Source organism: Enterobacter sp. HG048 (assembly GCF_024702055.1).
Lineage (GTDB): Bacteria > Pseudomonadota > Gammaproteobacteria > Enterobacterales > Enterobacteriaceae > Enterobacter > Enterobacter dykesii.
Map to the genome: position 1 here is coordinate 146,949 of NZ_JANLIZ010000003.1, position 13,960 is coordinate 160,908.

Consider the following 13,960-nt stretch of genomic DNA (forward strand, 5'->3'; position numbering starts at 1 on the left):
TGCATCCTCAGAACAGATCGCTGCGCGATTTCAGCAGGGTTTCGACGTCTTTATCGACCTTAATGTGGATCTCATGTTCGATTTTGACATTCATATTGATGGTAATCGGCTCCTTTGGCGCAGCGACTTCAATGCGCGGCGTACAGCCGGTCAGTAGCGCGGCAACGGCAACGGTGAGCACACCAGCCATCTTTTTCATTGTTGTTCCTCACTTTCCTTGCCAGTCAAACTGCGGGGAGCAGGTATCGCCGCATGTTGCTCAAACCAGGTTTGCAGGTTGTCCCCAAAGCGCAGGCTGCGCCAGAGGGTAAAGACATTCTCATCATGGGTATAGTTCAGGTTGACGGAGCTGCTTTTGCCATCGACGCGGCTGGTCCCCTTGATGGTCGCCTGCATGGTTAATTCACCCAGATTATCTAAATTGATTCTCGTCCACGAACGCGAAATTTCCATATAGCGGAGCCAGTTAATCGCCGCGCCCGCCACCATATTATCCTTCACGATGGCGTCTGCCGTATCTTTGTCGATGCGTAGCGTCATTGGTCCCGGGTTGGTCAGCCAGCCATCTTTAATGATCCATTTTTCATTGTCCAGCCAGAACGGCAGCGCCCCGCTCACCGGCCCCGACATGGCAAACTGTTTCGGATTAACGGCGCTGATCAGCTCGCTGGAGGAGATATTGTCCACGCGCAGCAGGGCCGGATCGTGCTGCGGCATCCGCAGCTGCTGCATGGTGATCTTCCCGCCGAGGGTTTCCACCTTCACGTTGGTGAGGAGCAGCGGATTGTCCTCCGTCCAGGGATAGTCCCCCTGTAAATCGGCGGTAATGTTGCGCGCGGTCACCAGGTTTTCCACTTCGCCAATGCGCAACGTGACCGGACCGCGCGTGCCGAGGGACCAGGTTCCCTCGCTGAAGCGGAAAGGCAGCACAAAATCGACGCCGTTAATCTGGTTATCCGGCATCCATGCGCTGCCGGATTTCAGCACGCCGTGCCCACCGGCCTCAAAGCCCTGATCGGCCGCCGCCGAGAAGGCGACCTGCGCGTAAAGCTCTCCGTCGCGCAGCGTCATTTTCCAGTCCGGCGGGATCAGCGGCTGGAAGACGGTGAGGGACTGTTTCGGCCACCAGGCCTGCCCGAGAAGGCGTACGCCATCCCAGCGTCCGTTCACCTGTACCGGGCCGATTTTGTCCGCATGGAGGTCGCCCTTAAACTGGAAAATGGTCGGGTCGGTGCCGTCGACGCTGAAGGTCAGGACCGAGGGCGGCAACGCGCTGCCGCCGGAGAAACGGGTTTGCCCGGCGTTGAGCGACAGCGCGCCGCTGAAGGTCGGTTTTTCGGGGTCACGCAACCAGCGCACCGGTTGATCCAGCACCAGGCGCGGCTTGCTGACCTCCATCGTGCCGTACTGGAGCTTGTCAAAACCGGTGGAGAGCGCCGTCAGCTCAATAAGATTGTCGCGCCACTCGCCTTTCCCGGCGACATCCCAGCGGGCATGCATCGGCGTAAAACCGCCTTTCCCCCAGTAGCGCCACTGCCACAGGCCGTTATCAGGTAAAAAGTCGTTGGCCTGGCCGTCCAGGTGGAGTTCAAAATCCCCCATCTGGTTTTCATGGGCGCGCAGAATCGCCTGTAATCGACCGTCCACGCCCTTCTGCGTCAGCTTCACGCCCGCCAGCGGCCAGCGAATTTCATCGATATCGAGTGAGTTAATGATGCGTCCGCGCGAGCGGAGCAGCGCGCCCGGCTCAAAGGCCAGCTGCGGTTCATACAGGCTGCCGGTCAGCGTTGCGGGCAATTTTGCGTAAAGAATAAGATCGTTTTGCTTCGCCTCGCCGCTCAGATGCAGCGGCATGTCGCTGTTTTCCATGCTGAGCCTGCCGGGCCCGATATTCAGTACCGCGTTGCCTTTCCCCGCATCGCCTTGCGTCAACACGTTCAGTCGTCCGGTCAGCGTGGCTTTCTCCAGCCCCTGCTGCCAATTGTCAGCGCGAAGGGACACCCGACCGCTCAGCGGCATCCCCGAGAGATCCCAGTTCCAGCGCCCGTCGCTGATGTTCAGCTGCTGCGCGGTGATCTGCCACGGCAGGTCGAGCAGCGGATCGGAATTGTCCCGCGCCATCACCACCAGCTGACCCTGATTGTCTTCCCAGTCCAGATCGGCATCGACCAGAGACGTCAACTGTGGCACGTTAAAGGTCGCCACCGCGTGGCCTTTCACCGGCACGCCGTCCGGCACCAGCGGCAAGGTAAACTCGCCCACCAGCTTAATCGGCTGCGGCTGGTCCGGGAGCTGTACATCAAACTGGCTGACCGAGAGCGTCTGACCGCGCAGCGTGCCTTTAATGCTGACCTGCTCGCCTTTATAGGCGATCTCCTGGGTGGACGGGGTCAGCGACGCATGCAGCTCGCCCTGCCACTGCTGCCAGGGCGACAGCGTCAGACGGTGAACCGTGATCCAGGTATTCGGTAATACCGCCTGCCACTGCGCCAGCGTTTTAGGGGCGACCGTTGAGGGTGCAGACTGGGGGATTTTGCTCAGACAGACGGAGTTAAGATCCAGCGCGCCGACATCCAGCTTCCAGCGGCTCGGATGTGACAGCGTCACGTTATCGATGCGGGCAATTTCGCAGTCTTCAACCAGATAGCGAAGATCGGGGATCACCAGCGCGTGGCGGGTCAGTTTCGGACTCTCTTCGAAAGCGATGCGCGTCCCGACGGGCAGCCAGATCCCGGCGAGCGTCGGTACCCACTGGGCAAGCGTCATCAGCAGCGTCAGCGGCAACAATATGAACAGCAGTAAAAGCGCAAGAGCGGCTTTGTATTTACCCTTCATGGGCAGTTAATATCCTGATTTAGCGAAAGAATTAAGCCGGCAGTGCCGATCATTGTCGCATGTTTAGCTGGTCAGTTGAAGTCAAAGCCAGGTTTAAGGATAGATGCTGTAACGCTAAGTTGCGAAACTAGGGCCTGTTCCGAGGCATCGCCAGAAGGTAAAGCATGGCGAATATCAACGCCCCCCAATACACCGAATCGTACCGCCAGGGATCAAAATCAATATGTAAAAATCCGCTAACAAACGTATAGCCGTTGGCAAAAACGTTAATTTGAATGGCAGCAATGGCTATCACAAATAGCGTATAGGCAATGAACAGAGGGTATTTACGCAGCCTGTTGACCTTGAGTTTCCCCATCAACAGTAAGAATAAAACCGCAATAGATACAACAAAATAGTACAAGGCGGGCAGCATCGGCGGAGATATGGACAACCCCAATTGTTGCGACATGCATCATTCTCCATTTTTGTCAGAAACTCACCCGGTTCCTAATATCTTCCCATCACATCCGGAAGCATTGCAGTTTTCACACCCTCTTGCCATTCTTTAACCTAATTCAGACAGGCGTTTCTCGCATCCTCTACCCACTCCATTTTCCGCTACATGCTCTGATCAGATCCGCGCCGAAGATTTCTCGTAGTAAGAATATCATGGAGTTAGGGTGTACATATGCTCTAGAATAATTGATAGAACTTATTGAATTCAATAATATTTTAGAAATTGTAAGATAATTTTAATCATGCTAACGTGAATGCAAAATCACTGGAGAAAGTCTTATGAAACTCGCGGTATATAGCACAAAGCAGTACGACAAAAAGTATCTGCAACATGTTAACGAGGCTTACGGGTTTGAGCTTGAATTTTTCGACTTTCTGCTGTCCGAAAAAACCGCCAAAACGGCGCACGGCTGTGAAGGCGTCTGCATTTTTGTTAACGACGACGGCAGTCGTCCGGTGCTGGAAGAGTTGAAAAAACAGGGCGTGAAGTATATCGCCCTGCGCTGCGCGGGCTTTAATAACGTGGACCTCGACGCGGCGAAAGAGCTGGGTCTGAGGGTGGTGCGCGTCCCGGCGTACTCCCCGGAAGCGGTCGCGGAACATGCGATTGGCATGATGATGTCGCTCAACCGTCGTATTCACCGCGCTTATCAGCGCACCCGTGATGCCAACTTCTCCCTGGAAGGGCTGACCGGCTTTACCATGTACGGCAAAACCGCGGGCGTGATCGGCACCGGTAAAATCGGCGTCGCCGCTCTGCGCATTCTGAAAGGCTTCGGCATGCGTCTGCTGGCGTTCGATCCATACCCGAGCGCCGCTGCGCTGGAGCTGGGCGTGGAATACGTCGACCTGCCGACCCTGTTCTCCGAGTCTGACGTGATCTCCCTGCACTGCCCGCTGACGCCGGAGAACTACCACCTGCTTAACCAGGCGGCGTTTGACCAGATGAAAGATGGCGTGATGATCATCAACACCAGCCGCGGCGGGCTGGTTGACTCTCAGGCCGCTATCGAAGCGCTGAAAACTCAGAAAATTGGCGCGCTGGGGATGGACGTGTACGAGAACGAACGCGATCTGTTCTTTGAGGACAAGTCGAATGATGTGATCCAGGACGACGTGTTCCGCCGCCTGTCTGCCTGTCATAACGTGCTGTTTACCGGACACCAGGCATTTCTGACTGCCGAAGCGCTGATCAGCATTTCAGAAACCACGCTGGGTAACCTGCAGCAGCTGGAAAAGGGCGAAGCGTGCCCTAACGAACTGGCGTAAGCGTGACGCCGGGTGGCGGCTATGCCCCACCCGGCGTACTGTCTGTTTCCCAGCTCCGGTGCGCAAAGCACCACCAGAGCAGGACGGCCACCAGCGCAATCGCGCTCAGGACACTGAATGCCGTGGCAAATGAGTAATGACCCGCAATCGTGCCGGTTAACGCCGGGCTCATGGATGCCCCAACCCCCTGCATCAGCATCACCACGCTCTGCCCGGCATTAACGTGCCCGCTCCCGCGCAACAGCACCACGATAAACGACGGAACCACAACCCCCAGGATCCCTGCGGCCAGCCCGTCGAGGATTTGTACCGGGATCATCATGAGCGGCGCGTCCGTAGACGCCGCCAGCGCGGCGCGCACCGGCATCACCAGCAGCGCCAGCATAATCAAGCGCCAGTAGCCGTAGCGGTCTATTCGGTGGGCGACCCAGATGGCGACGGGGATCATCACGGCCTGAGAGATGATAACGGTGCCCGCCGCGTACAAACCGGGGTTGATCGAGGCGGGCGCAGCGGCCACCCTCATGCTCAGCATCGGCAACAGCGCGGCGTTCGCCAGGTGAAACAGCAGCAGCGTCAGTCCGGTCACAAACAGCGCCCGGTTTTTAATCAGCACGGCAAAGCCGGGAACCGGCAGGCTCGCTGAGGAAGAGAGCCCCCTCGCCGCGTCGTTATCGATATCCTCGTTGCGGATGGCAAGCAGCGCGCAGAGCGTTAACAGCGTCGTACAGGTCATCAGCAGGAAAATCCCGCCGACGCCCCAGTACCAGGCAATGCCCCCTGCAATCAGTGCGGTAACAAAGTTGCCGCCGTGATTGAACGCCTCATTTTTGCCCATCTGCGCGCTGAACCCGCTCTGGCCGGTCAGCCCCAGGGTAATACCGGCGATCAGCGGACCGACAAACGCCGCGCAGATACCGGAGACAATTTGCGAAACGGCGACAACAGCGCTCTGCTGGCTAAACCAGAGCAGGAGCGTGCTAAGAGTGATGAGCAGGCACACCAGCGCCAGCACGGTCCGCTTGCTGCGCGAGGTGTCGGTGATGAATCCCGCCGGCAGCGTGGCCAGTAATCCCGCCAGCCCACCGGCCGTCATCAGGATGCCGATATCATCGGGAGCCCAGTGGCGCTCGGTCAGAAAAATACCGAGAAAAGGACCGAGGCCATCGCGGACATCCGCGATGAAAAAACTTGTCAGGCACAATGCCCGCAGCGAACGAAGAGACATACTTCCTGCCTTTGTCTGTTATCGCCAGTAAAAAAGGAAATGTAGTATAGCGGGTATTTTTGAAAATCAGATGACGTCTTAAAAAATATGTCTCCCGTACTTAAACAATTCATAACGGAGGCTGTTTTTTCGCTTTACTCATTATCGACCCTGACTATACTGGCAATAAATTTTCACAGGAGTCCTTCGTTGGAAAGTTATTTTATAGTCGATACGAAGGTAAGCTAGCGCGATTTTCTCGCTGCTTACCTGAAACGGTGGGCAGCAATCCTCTGTAAGCGATTGTATCCCGAAATAGTAAAACCACTCAATTTGTGGGGCATCGCATGTTCATGTTTACACATTCACTCTTTCCGCCACCGTCGTCCTGACACGTTTAGCATTTAAACGGCGTTATGATGTGCTTAGCAAAGCACTGACGCTTATTATTTATAACGTTAACAGGCGACAGGCTGATGTTCCCTTATATCTCTCATCTGCTCGCAGCGATGCTGCTGGGCGCAATTATTGGCGCGGAAAGACAGTGGCGCCAGCGTATGGCCGGACTTCGTACCAATGCACTGGTTGCCACGGGTGCGGCAGTGTTCATTTTAAGTTCGGTATCGACTTCTCCTGATAGCCCGGGGCGTATCGCAGCGCAGATCGTCTCCGGCATAGGCTTTCTTGGCGCAGGCGTCATTATGCGTGAAGGAATGAATATTCGAGGTCTGAACACCGCCGCGACGCTGTGGTGCTCGGCCGGAATTGGCGTGCTCTGCGGATTAGGCCAATTCTGGAATGCCGCGATGGCCAGCCTAATTATTCTCTGCGCCAACATATTGCTTCGCGAAGCCGCGCAGCGAATTAATCAGCTGCCCGTGCTCCATGAAGGCGAAAAATGCTATGTACTTAAAATCACCTGCAATGATGAGCATGAAGATGCGGTGCGGCAGAGCGTCGTAAATATGGCGAAAGAATTGACGTTAAGTCTGAAAGCGATTTATTCGGCAACGGCGCAAGCTGAAGGTAAAACTGAAATTCGCGCGGAGGTGATGACCCGGGAGGAATACCGAAAATTACTCGATCTGATTATGGGTAATATGGGCGGAAATAAAATTATCGCGTCCGTCAGCTGCCACGCAATATGAACAAGGTACCGGGCCTTGCGCCCGGTTGAGGCTTTGGCTTTTGCAGAAAACGGACCGTGACGCGGAGAGATTCATCCCCGAATCCCCCTGTTCGTTGTCACGCCACGTTGACGAGTTCGCAGGCCGGTTCGACTGTACGCCTATCACATAACCGAAATTTGTCCCCGTTATGACAGCTTGCTCTCTGTTTTCCTGAAATTAACGGTCTACCCTGAATTGTGTGAAAAACACTCAGGAGGGACAAATGTATAACTCAATTTTGGTTCCAATTGACATTTCGGAGGATAGCCTGACGCACATGGTTATCCCCTTCGTTCAGGCACATACAGCACTTAACACAGCTAAAGTTCACTTTCTTACTGTCATTCCATCACTTCCGTATTATTCATCATTAGGTTTGGCCTACCCGGTAGAAATGCCGAAGCTGAAAGAATTCCAGCACGCGGCCTTAGCGAAGCTGGATGAAATCGTTAAGCAATTCAAAATTCCTCCCGACAAGATACAGACTCACGCCGTGACGGGAGCTCCAAAAGATGAAATCCTTAAGCTCGCTGACACGATTGATGCCGACCTGATTATCATCGCTTCCCACAAACCTGACATATCGACGTATCTGTTGGGTTCGAACGCTGCGGCAGTGGTGCGGCATGCGAAATGCCCTGTGCTGGTTGTAAGATAAAAAAACCGGGCTTCACGCCCGGTTCTGTTTTCTGCCCAAAGGGCTCTATTCGCTCAATCCGCGATTTTCCAGCATCGGTTCAATCTTCGGATCGAGCCCGCGCCAGCTGCGATACAGTTCAGCCAGATCCGTGCTGTTACCACGGGACAAAATCCCCTCGCGGAATTTTTGTCCGTTTTCACGAGTCAGGCCGCCCTGTTCCACAAACCACTGATAGCCATCGTCCGCCAGCATTTGCGTCCACAGGTAGGCGTAATATCCCGCCGCGTAGCCGCCGCCAAAAATATGGGCAAAATAGCTGCTGCGATAGCGAGGCGGTACGGCGGGCAGATCCAGCCCCTCTTTTTGCAGTGCTGCCGCTTCAAACGCGTCTACGGTCGAAACGGCTTCGCTGATCCCGTGCCAGTTCATGTCCAGCAGCGCGGCAGCCAGCAGCTCCGTCATGTCATAACCCTTGTTGAAATGGGTCGCGTTGAGCATGCTTTCCCGCAGCGCGTCCGGCATCGGTTCACCGGTTTCGTAATGGCGGGCGTAGTGGGTAAATACCTGTGGATGGCTGGCCCAGTGCTCATTAATCTGTGACGGGAATTCAACGAAATCACGCGGCGTATTGGTGCCGGAAAGCGTAGCGAAACGCTGGCTGGCAAACAGACCGTGCAGCGTATGGCCGAACTCGTGGAACAGGGTTATCACATCATCCCAGGAGAGAAGCGCAACGCCGCCGTTAGCCGGTTTTTGGTAGTTACAGACGTTGTAGATAACCGGACGGGCAGCAAGCTCGAAGGATTGCTCGACGAAATTCCCCATCCAGGCCCCGCCCTGCTTGGAATCGCGGGCAAAGAAGTCGCCGTAAAATAGCGCCATGCCGTCACCGGTGTGGTCGAAAATTTCCCAGACCCGGACGTCCGGGTGATACACCGGGATATCGAAGCGCTCCACAAAGCGGATGCCAAACAGCTGGCTTGCGGCCCAGAATACGCCGTCGTGCAATACGGTATTGAGCGCAAAATAGGGTTTGATTTGCGATTCATCGAGGGCATATTTTGCCTGACGCACGCGCTCGGCATAAAAGGCCCAGTCCCAGGCCTGCACGGTGAAACCGCCCTGCTCGTCATCAATGACTTTCTGAATATCGGCCTGCTCGCGCTCTGCCCGGGCGCGGGCGGCGGGCACAATGCCGCGCATAAATTCCAGCGCGGCGTCCGGGGTTTTCGCCATCTGGTCGGCGATACTCCAGCTGGCGTAATCGTCAAAGCCCAGCAGGCGGGCCTGTCGGGCGCGCAGCGCCGTAAGGCGGAGGATCAGCGCGCGAGTGTCGTTTTCATCCCCTTTCTGGGTGCGCGTCCAGCCTGCGTTGAACAGGTTTTCGCGGGTCTGACGATTGCGCAGCGCGGAAAGCGCCGGCTGCTGGGTCGTGTTTAGAAGCGGGATCAGCCAGCGATCGTTTAGCCCTCGCTCCTCGGCAGCCTGCGCCGCGTCGGCGATCTCGCTGGCGCTGAGCCCATCAAGCTTGTGCGCGTAATCCACCACCAGCCCACCCATCTTATCGGCAGCCAGCAGACGCTGATTGAACTGGCTGGTCAGGGTCGCCGCCTCGGTATTCAGCGCCTTCAGCTCGGCTTTTTCCGTTTCATTGAGACGCGCCCCGGCCAGAATAAACCGCTGATACGTCTCCTCGACCAGCCGACGGGATTCGGCGTCCAGCGCGGCACGGTCCTGCCAGACGCTCTCCACGCGGGCGAAAAGCGTGTCATTCAGCCAGATGTCGTTTGCCAGCGCGGCAAGCTCGGTGGAAAACTGCTCCTCAAGCTCTTGCAGGTACGCATTGGTGTGTGCGGAGGTCATGGCGAAGAATACGCTGCTGACGCGCGAAAGCATGGCGCCGCTTTTCTCCAGCGCCAGCACGGTGTTGGTGAAGTCCGGCGCAGCGGCTTGAGACACAATGGCGTCAATGTCCGCCCGCTTCTGGCGAAGCGCTTCATCGAAGGCCGGGCGATAGTGACCATCGTTGATTTCATCAAAATGGGGTGCCTGATAGGGCAACAGGCTGATGTCAAAAAAGGGATTCGTGGCCGTCATCTTTCACTCCTGAGTACGGGTATCCTCCCAGAGTAGGCCAGGCCGTCATCCCCTGCAACGCCGTCATACAAATGTTGCCTTAACGCACCCTCTGCGGCCGTGCTATGTTAGTACAACACAAAAAGCGTTGAGGAACAGTGAGATGATTATTTTAGTTACCGGGGCAACGGCAGGTTTTGGTGAAAGCATCACGCGTCGCTTCGTCGCCAACGGGCACAAGGTTATTGCCACGGGCCGTCGTCAGGAGCGCCTGCAGGAGCTGAAGGACGAATTAGGCGACAGCATCCTGACCGCGCAGCTGGACGTGCGTAACCGCGCGGCCATTGAAGAGATGATTGCCAACCTGCCCGCCGAGTGGCGCGTCATCGACGTGCTGGTCAACAATGCCGGTCTGGCGCTGGGCATGGAGCCCGCCCACAAAGCCAGCGTGGAAGACTGGGAAAACATGATCGACACCAACAACAAAGGGCTGGTCTATATGACCCGCGCGGTGCTGCCGGGCATGGTCGAGCGCAACCGCGGCCACATTATCAACATCGGCTCCACCGCCGGAAGCTGGCCTTACGCGGGCGGCAACGTCTATGGCGCGACGAAAGCGTTTGTGCGCCAGTTCAGCCTTAACCTGCGTACCGACCTGCACGGCACCGCCATTCGCGTCACCGATATCGAGCCGGGCCTGGTGGGCGGCACCGAGTTTTCCAACGTGCGCTTCAAAGGCGATGACGCGAAAGCGGGCAAAACCTACGAAAATGCGAACGCGCTGACGCCGGAAGATGTGACCGAAACGGTCTGGTGGGTGGCGACGCTGCCAAAACATGTCAACATCAATACCGTGGAAATGATGCCAGTTAGCCAGAGTTTTGCCGGACTTAGCGTCCATCGTGGCTAAATCTGCCCTTCCCGGCCTGCGGGCCGGGTCTGTTTCGGGTTATAAAAGAATGGTAGTATGTTCAGGCTAACTCTCTGAGAAATGACAACTCATGGCCGCTGAATCGCAACTCAATCCCACCCAGCCCGTTAACCAGCAAATCTATCGCATTTTGCGACGTGATATTGTCCATTGCCTGATCCCACCGGGAACGCCGCTTTCTGAAAAAGAGGTCTCCGTGCGTTTTGACGTTTCCCGTCAGCCGGTACGTGAAGCGTTTATTAAGCTTGCTGAAAACGGACTGATTCAGATCCGCCCGCAGCGCGGCAGCTACGTGAACAAAATTTCACTCTCTCAGGTACGCAACGGCTGTTTCGTTCGCCAGGCCATTGAATGTGCGGTGGCGCGCCGTGCCGCAACGCTTATCAACGACAACCAGTGTTACCAGCTGGAGCAGAACCTGCACCAGCAGCGTATTGCGATTGACCGCAAGCAGCTCAATGATTTCTTCCAGCTTGACGATGAATTCCACCAGAAACTGGCGCAGATTGCCGATTGTCAGCTGGCCTGGGATACCATCGAGAACATCAAGGCCACCATTGACCGCGTGCGCTACATGAGCCTCGATCACGTTTCCCCGCCGGAAATGCTGCTTCGACAGCATCATGATATTTTCAGCGCGCTGGAAAAACGCGACCCGGACGGCGTGGAAAAAGCGATGACGCTGCATCTGCAGGAAATTAGCGAATCCGTGCAGCTTATTCGTCAGGAAAATAGCGAGTGGTTTAGCGAAGAGTAATATGCGCCGCCCCTTTCGGGTGCGGCGGCGTGATTAGCGAACGACTAACACCGGGATCGTGGCGTAGCGCAGAATAGATTCCGCATTTGAACCCAGCAGATGCGTGGAGATGCTTGGATTTTTCGACCCGATGACAATCGCATCATATTTCCCCTCCTTGCTCAGCTTGATAATTTCATCGCGGACGTTGCCAAAACGCACCATGCTGTGAATATTCTCAGGGGCGATATCGAACAGTCTTTTTAACTCGTTCATTTTCTTGCCGGATTCTGCGGTCATATACTCTTCAAACTTTTTAATATCGGCGTTGAAACCGCGCAGCAGAGACCGGCTGCTGGCTGGCAGAATGTTGACCAGGGTAATCGACGCGCCTTCAGCCTTCGCCAGGTTTGCCGCGTGGCGAACCGCTTTGTCGCTCAAATCCATTTCAAACACGTCTACAGGCATCAAAATGTTCTTATACATAAGCCTGACTCCTTATTCCGATGAAAGGTTTATTTCCTGCACACAGGATGACATCAGGAATATAAACCAACCCTCAACGCTTCCCTGTCGAAACTATCAATTAATGAAAATAACGGTCCACTTTGTAAATTACCGTCCTGAACCGTCAGCGCCCGACGGAATAAAGAAAAAAGTGTGAGTTTGATCAAAAACAAAAACATGAAGCGCGGACAGGCGTATTTATATGCCCCGTGAACGGCAAAACCCGAAATAGCGCCGTAACGAACAGGTTAGAGAGGAGAATATACCATGATGACATACGACCGTAACCGCAATGCAATCACCACCGGCAGCCGCGTCATGATTAGCGGCAAGGGTAAAACCGGCGTGATTAAAGCGATCCACAGCGACGGGCTGGATGCCGCGCAGGTACGCCGCAGCAAAACGGTTGAAGTGGAAGGATGCGAAGGTAAGTTCGAGCCGATTGAGCTGATTCGCCTGGGGATGCACTAAGCTGTGCGCAGACATGCCGCCGCGCACGGCGGCATGTGCTGAATTACCGTTGAGACGCGTACTGCGCGACGGTCGCTTTCGCCCCCTGTTGCAGCAACGACCGGTACGCGGCCATCACCGCAGCCACAAAGCGCGGCTCCTGCGGTAACTCTTTACCAAAGATGGCCTCAATGCCGAGCAGCGCGTTGACCCGGCTTTCCCCTTCCGCACTTCCCTTCACCGCCGCCTGAATCACCGCGAGCTGCGGATCGCTCACGTCAATGGCGTTACCCTGCTCATCCACGCCGCCGACATAGCGCATCCAGCCAGCCACGCCCAGCGCCAGCAGCGGGAAAGGTTTCTGGTGGACCAGGTGCCAGCGCACGGAGTCCAGCATACGCTGCGGGAGCTTCTGGCTGCCGTCCATCGCGATTTGCCATGTCCTGTGGCGCAGGGCCGGGTTGCCGTAGCGGGCAATCAGGAGATCGGCATACCGACCTAAATCAACGCCCTTCACTTTCAGCGTGGGCGCCTGCTCGTTAAGCATCAGCGCGCGCGCGGCGAGGCGGTAGTTCTCATCTTCCATACAGTCGTTGATATGCGGATAACCGGCCAGATAGCCCAGGTACGCCAGGAACGAGTGGCTGCCGTTGAGCATGCGCAGCTTCATCTCTTCAAACGGGATCACGTCTGACACCAGCTCGGCTCCGGCTTTTTCCCACTCTGGACGTCCTGCCACAAAGTTGTCTTCGATCACCCACTGGCGGAACGGTTCACAGGCGACCGCCGCCGGGTCACGCACGCCGGTCAGCCGTTCAATTTTATCCAGCGTATCGGCCGTAACCGCCGGCACGATGCGGTCCACCATGGTTGACGGGAAGGTGACGTTAGCCTCGATCCAGTCCGCCAGCTCGCCGTCTACCGCCCGGGCGTACGCGCAGGTCACATTGCGCATCACGTGGCCGTTCTCCGGCATGTTGTCGCAGGACATCACGCTAAACGCAGGCAGACCCGCCGTTTTGCGACGCGCCAGCGCTTCCACCACCACGCCCGGCGCGGATTTCGGCTGGTGCGGGTTTTGCAGGTCGGCGACGATAAAAGGGTGATCGAGCATCAGTTGGCCGGTCGCCGGCGAGTGGCAGTACCCTTTCTCGGTGATGGTCAGCGAGACAATCGCCACCTGCGGTTCGCACATTACCGCCAGCACGCTCTCCAGCCCGTCAACCTGCGCATGCAGCGCTTTTTTGACCACGCCAACCACGCGGGATGTCCATGCGTCGGCAGACATCTCCGCCACGGTGTAGAGGTTATCCTGCGCGTTCAGATCGGCAATCTGCTGCTCGCCGCCAATCAGGTTAACCTCACAGTAGCCCCAGTCGCTGCCGTGCCCGGCGGCGAGAATGTCGGCATACACCGCCTGATGCGCGCGGTGAAATGCGCCGAAGCCTAAATGTACAATGCGTGCTTTAAGGCTGTCGCGATCGTACTGAGGCAGCGTCGCGTTGGCCTGTAATAAGGTTTTTTCCATGATTAAGACTCGTTAATTAGAAAGCCGTGGATCGCTGCCACTTCTTCAGAAGCGACAGCGCCCGCTGACTACACCAACTAGAATGGCAGCTGGGGTAAAAAATAACTGCCATCA

Annotated in this window: 13 protein-coding genes; 6 read left to right on the forward strand and 7 right to left on the reverse strand. The window is 56.3% G+C overall.

From position 1 onward, the window contains the following. Window positions 1-7: 7 nt before the first annotated feature. The 3 genes from NUX24_RS06135 to NUX24_RS06145 form a co-directional block, all read right to left on the reverse strand. Complete coding sequence (locus NUX24_RS06135) at window positions 8-199, reverse strand: YnbE family lipoprotein (protein ID WP_014169918.1); 192 nt, start codon at window positions 197-199, stop codon at window positions 8-10. Then, on the reverse strand, window positions 196-2,835 hold the full coding sequence (locus NUX24_RS06140; protein ID WP_257830255.1) for a YdbH family protein: 2,640 nt from the start codon (window positions 2,833-2,835) through the stop codon (window positions 196-198). Before NUX24_RS06140 ends, NUX24_RS06135 begins: the two co-directional genes overlap by 4 nt. Before the next feature lie 127 nt (window positions 2,836-2,962). Continuing rightward, window positions 2,963-3,286 carry a hypothetical protein gene (locus NUX24_RS06145; protein ID WP_047651366.1) on the reverse strand — a complete coding sequence of 108 codons (324 nt, stop codon included), beginning with the start codon at window positions 3,284-3,286 and terminating at the stop codon, window positions 2,963-2,965. A gap of 326 nt (window positions 3,287-3,612) precedes the next feature. Here NUX24_RS06145 and NUX24_RS06150 point away from each other — a divergent pair, with 326 nt between their 5' ends. Next, window positions 3,613-4,602: a 2-hydroxyacid dehydrogenase gene (locus tag NUX24_RS06150; RefSeq protein ID WP_163353756.1), complete on the forward strand. Its 990-nt coding sequence runs from the start codon at window positions 3,613-3,615 to the stop codon at window positions 4,600-4,602. A gap of 19 nt (window positions 4,603-4,621) precedes the next feature. Here NUX24_RS06150 and NUX24_RS06155 read toward each other — a convergent pair whose 3' ends face one another. After that, window positions 4,622-5,830 carry an MFS transporter gene (locus NUX24_RS06155; RefSeq protein ID WP_257830257.1) on the reverse strand — a complete coding sequence of 403 codons (1,209 nt, stop codon included), beginning with the start codon at window positions 5,828-5,830 and terminating at the stop codon, window positions 4,622-4,624. 455 nt (window positions 5,831-6,285) lie between these two features. Between NUX24_RS06155 and NUX24_RS06160 the strand changes: the two genes are divergently transcribed. Together NUX24_RS06160 and uspF are read left to right on the forward strand one after the other, a co-directional pair. Then, window positions 6,286-6,957, forward strand: coding sequence for an MgtC family protein (locus NUX24_RS06160; RefSeq protein ID WP_033145409.1), 672 nt, complete (start codon window positions 6,286-6,288; stop codon window positions 6,955-6,957). A gap of 244 nt (window positions 6,958-7,201) precedes the next feature. Next, entirely contained in the window at window positions 7,202-7,636 is a 435-nt protein-coding gene (gene uspF, locus NUX24_RS06165) for a universal stress protein UspF (RefSeq protein ID WP_126328429.1), read from the forward strand. Window positions 7,637-7,681: 45 nt separating this feature from the next. On the opposite strand, the gene dcp is transcribed toward uspF, so the two are convergent. Next, window positions 7,682-9,715: a peptidyl-dipeptidase Dcp gene (gene dcp / locus NUX24_RS06170; RefSeq protein ID WP_257830258.1), complete on the reverse strand. Its 2,034-nt coding sequence runs from the start codon at window positions 9,713-9,715 to the stop codon at window positions 7,682-7,684. Window positions 9,716-9,857: 142 nt separating this feature from the next. Here dcp and ydfG point away from each other — a divergent pair, with 142 nt between their 5' ends. Both ydfG and NUX24_RS06180 read left to right on the forward strand, forming a co-directional pair. Beyond that, entirely contained in the window at window positions 9,858-10,604 is a 747-nt protein-coding gene (gene ydfG, locus NUX24_RS06175) for a bifunctional NADP-dependent 3-hydroxy acid dehydrogenase/3-hydroxypropionate dehydrogenase YdfG (RefSeq protein WP_047174824.1), read from the forward strand. A gap of 91 nt (window positions 10,605-10,695) precedes the next feature. After that, entirely contained in the window at window positions 10,696-11,382 is a 687-nt protein-coding gene (locus NUX24_RS06180; protein WP_023311557.1) for a GntR family transcriptional regulator, read from the forward strand. Between the two features lie 33 nt (window positions 11,383-11,415). On the opposite strand, the gene NUX24_RS06185 is transcribed toward NUX24_RS06180, so the two are convergent. Continuing rightward, on the reverse strand, window positions 11,416-11,847 hold the full coding sequence (locus NUX24_RS06185; RefSeq protein ID WP_214575674.1) for a universal stress protein: 432 nt from the start codon (window positions 11,845-11,847) through the stop codon (window positions 11,416-11,418). Between the two features lie 288 nt (window positions 11,848-12,135). On the opposite strand from NUX24_RS06185, the gene ydfZ reads away from it, so the two are divergent. Next, window positions 12,136-12,339 (forward strand): putative selenium delivery protein YdfZ, encoded by a 204-nt coding sequence (ydfZ, locus tag NUX24_RS06190; protein ID WP_257830260.1) that lies wholly within the window; start codon window positions 12,136-12,138, stop codon window positions 12,337-12,339. A gap of 43 nt (window positions 12,340-12,382) precedes the next feature. Here ydfZ and NUX24_RS06195 read toward each other — a convergent pair whose 3' ends face one another. Next, on the reverse strand, window positions 12,383-13,846 hold the full coding sequence (locus NUX24_RS06195; protein WP_257830261.1) for a mannitol dehydrogenase family protein: 1,464 nt from the start codon (window positions 13,844-13,846) through the stop codon (window positions 12,383-12,385). Window positions 13,847-13,960: the final 114 nt, after the last annotated feature.

What these genes read in the sequence shown, in the direction of transcription:
- NUX24_RS06135 (WP_014169918.1), bottom strand. Translation starts at nt 199, where the DNA reads ATGAAAAAGATGGCTGGTGTGCTCACCGTTGCCGTTGCCGCGCTACTG.
- NUX24_RS06140 (WP_257830255.1), bottom strand. Translation starts at nt 2,835, where the DNA reads ATGAAGGGTAAATACAAAGCCGCTCTTGCGCTTTTACTGCTGTTCATA.
- NUX24_RS06145 (WP_047651366.1), bottom strand. Translation starts at nt 3,286, where the DNA reads ATGTCGCAACAATTGGGGTTGTCCATATCTCCGCCGATGCTGCCCGCC.
- NUX24_RS06150 (WP_163353756.1), top strand. Translation starts at nt 3,613, where the DNA reads ATGAAACTCGCGGTATATAGCACAAAGCAGTACGACAAAAAGTATCTG.
- NUX24_RS06155 (WP_257830257.1), bottom strand. Translation starts at nt 5,830, where the DNA reads ATGTCTCTTCGTTCGCTGCGGGCATTGTGCCTGACAAGTTTTTTCATC.
- NUX24_RS06160 (WP_033145409.1), top strand. Translation starts at nt 6,286, where the DNA reads ATGTTCCCTTATATCTCTCATCTGCTCGCAGCGATGCTGCTGGGCGCA.
- uspF (WP_126328429.1), top strand. Translation starts at nt 7,202, where the DNA reads ATGTATAACTCAATTTTGGTTCCAATTGACATTTCGGAGGATAGCCTG.
- dcp (WP_257830258.1), bottom strand. Translation starts at nt 9,715, where the DNA reads ATGACGGCCACGAATCCCTTTTTTGACATCAGCCTGTTGCCCTATCAG.
- ydfG (WP_047174824.1), top strand. Translation starts at nt 9,858, where the DNA reads ATGATTATTTTAGTTACCGGGGCAACGGCAGGTTTTGGTGAAAGCATC.
- NUX24_RS06180 (WP_023311557.1), top strand. Translation starts at nt 10,696, where the DNA reads ATGGCCGCTGAATCGCAACTCAATCCCACCCAGCCCGTTAACCAGCAA.
- NUX24_RS06185 (WP_214575674.1), bottom strand. Translation starts at nt 11,847, where the DNA reads ATGTATAAGAACATTTTGATGCCTGTAGACGTGTTTGAAATGGATTTG.
- ydfZ (WP_257830260.1), top strand. Translation starts at nt 12,136, where the DNA reads ATGATGACATACGACCGTAACCGCAATGCAATCACCACCGGCAGCCGC.
- NUX24_RS06195 (WP_257830261.1), bottom strand. Translation starts at nt 13,846, where the DNA reads ATGGAAAAAACCTTATTACAGGCCAACGCGACGCTGCCTCAGTACGAT.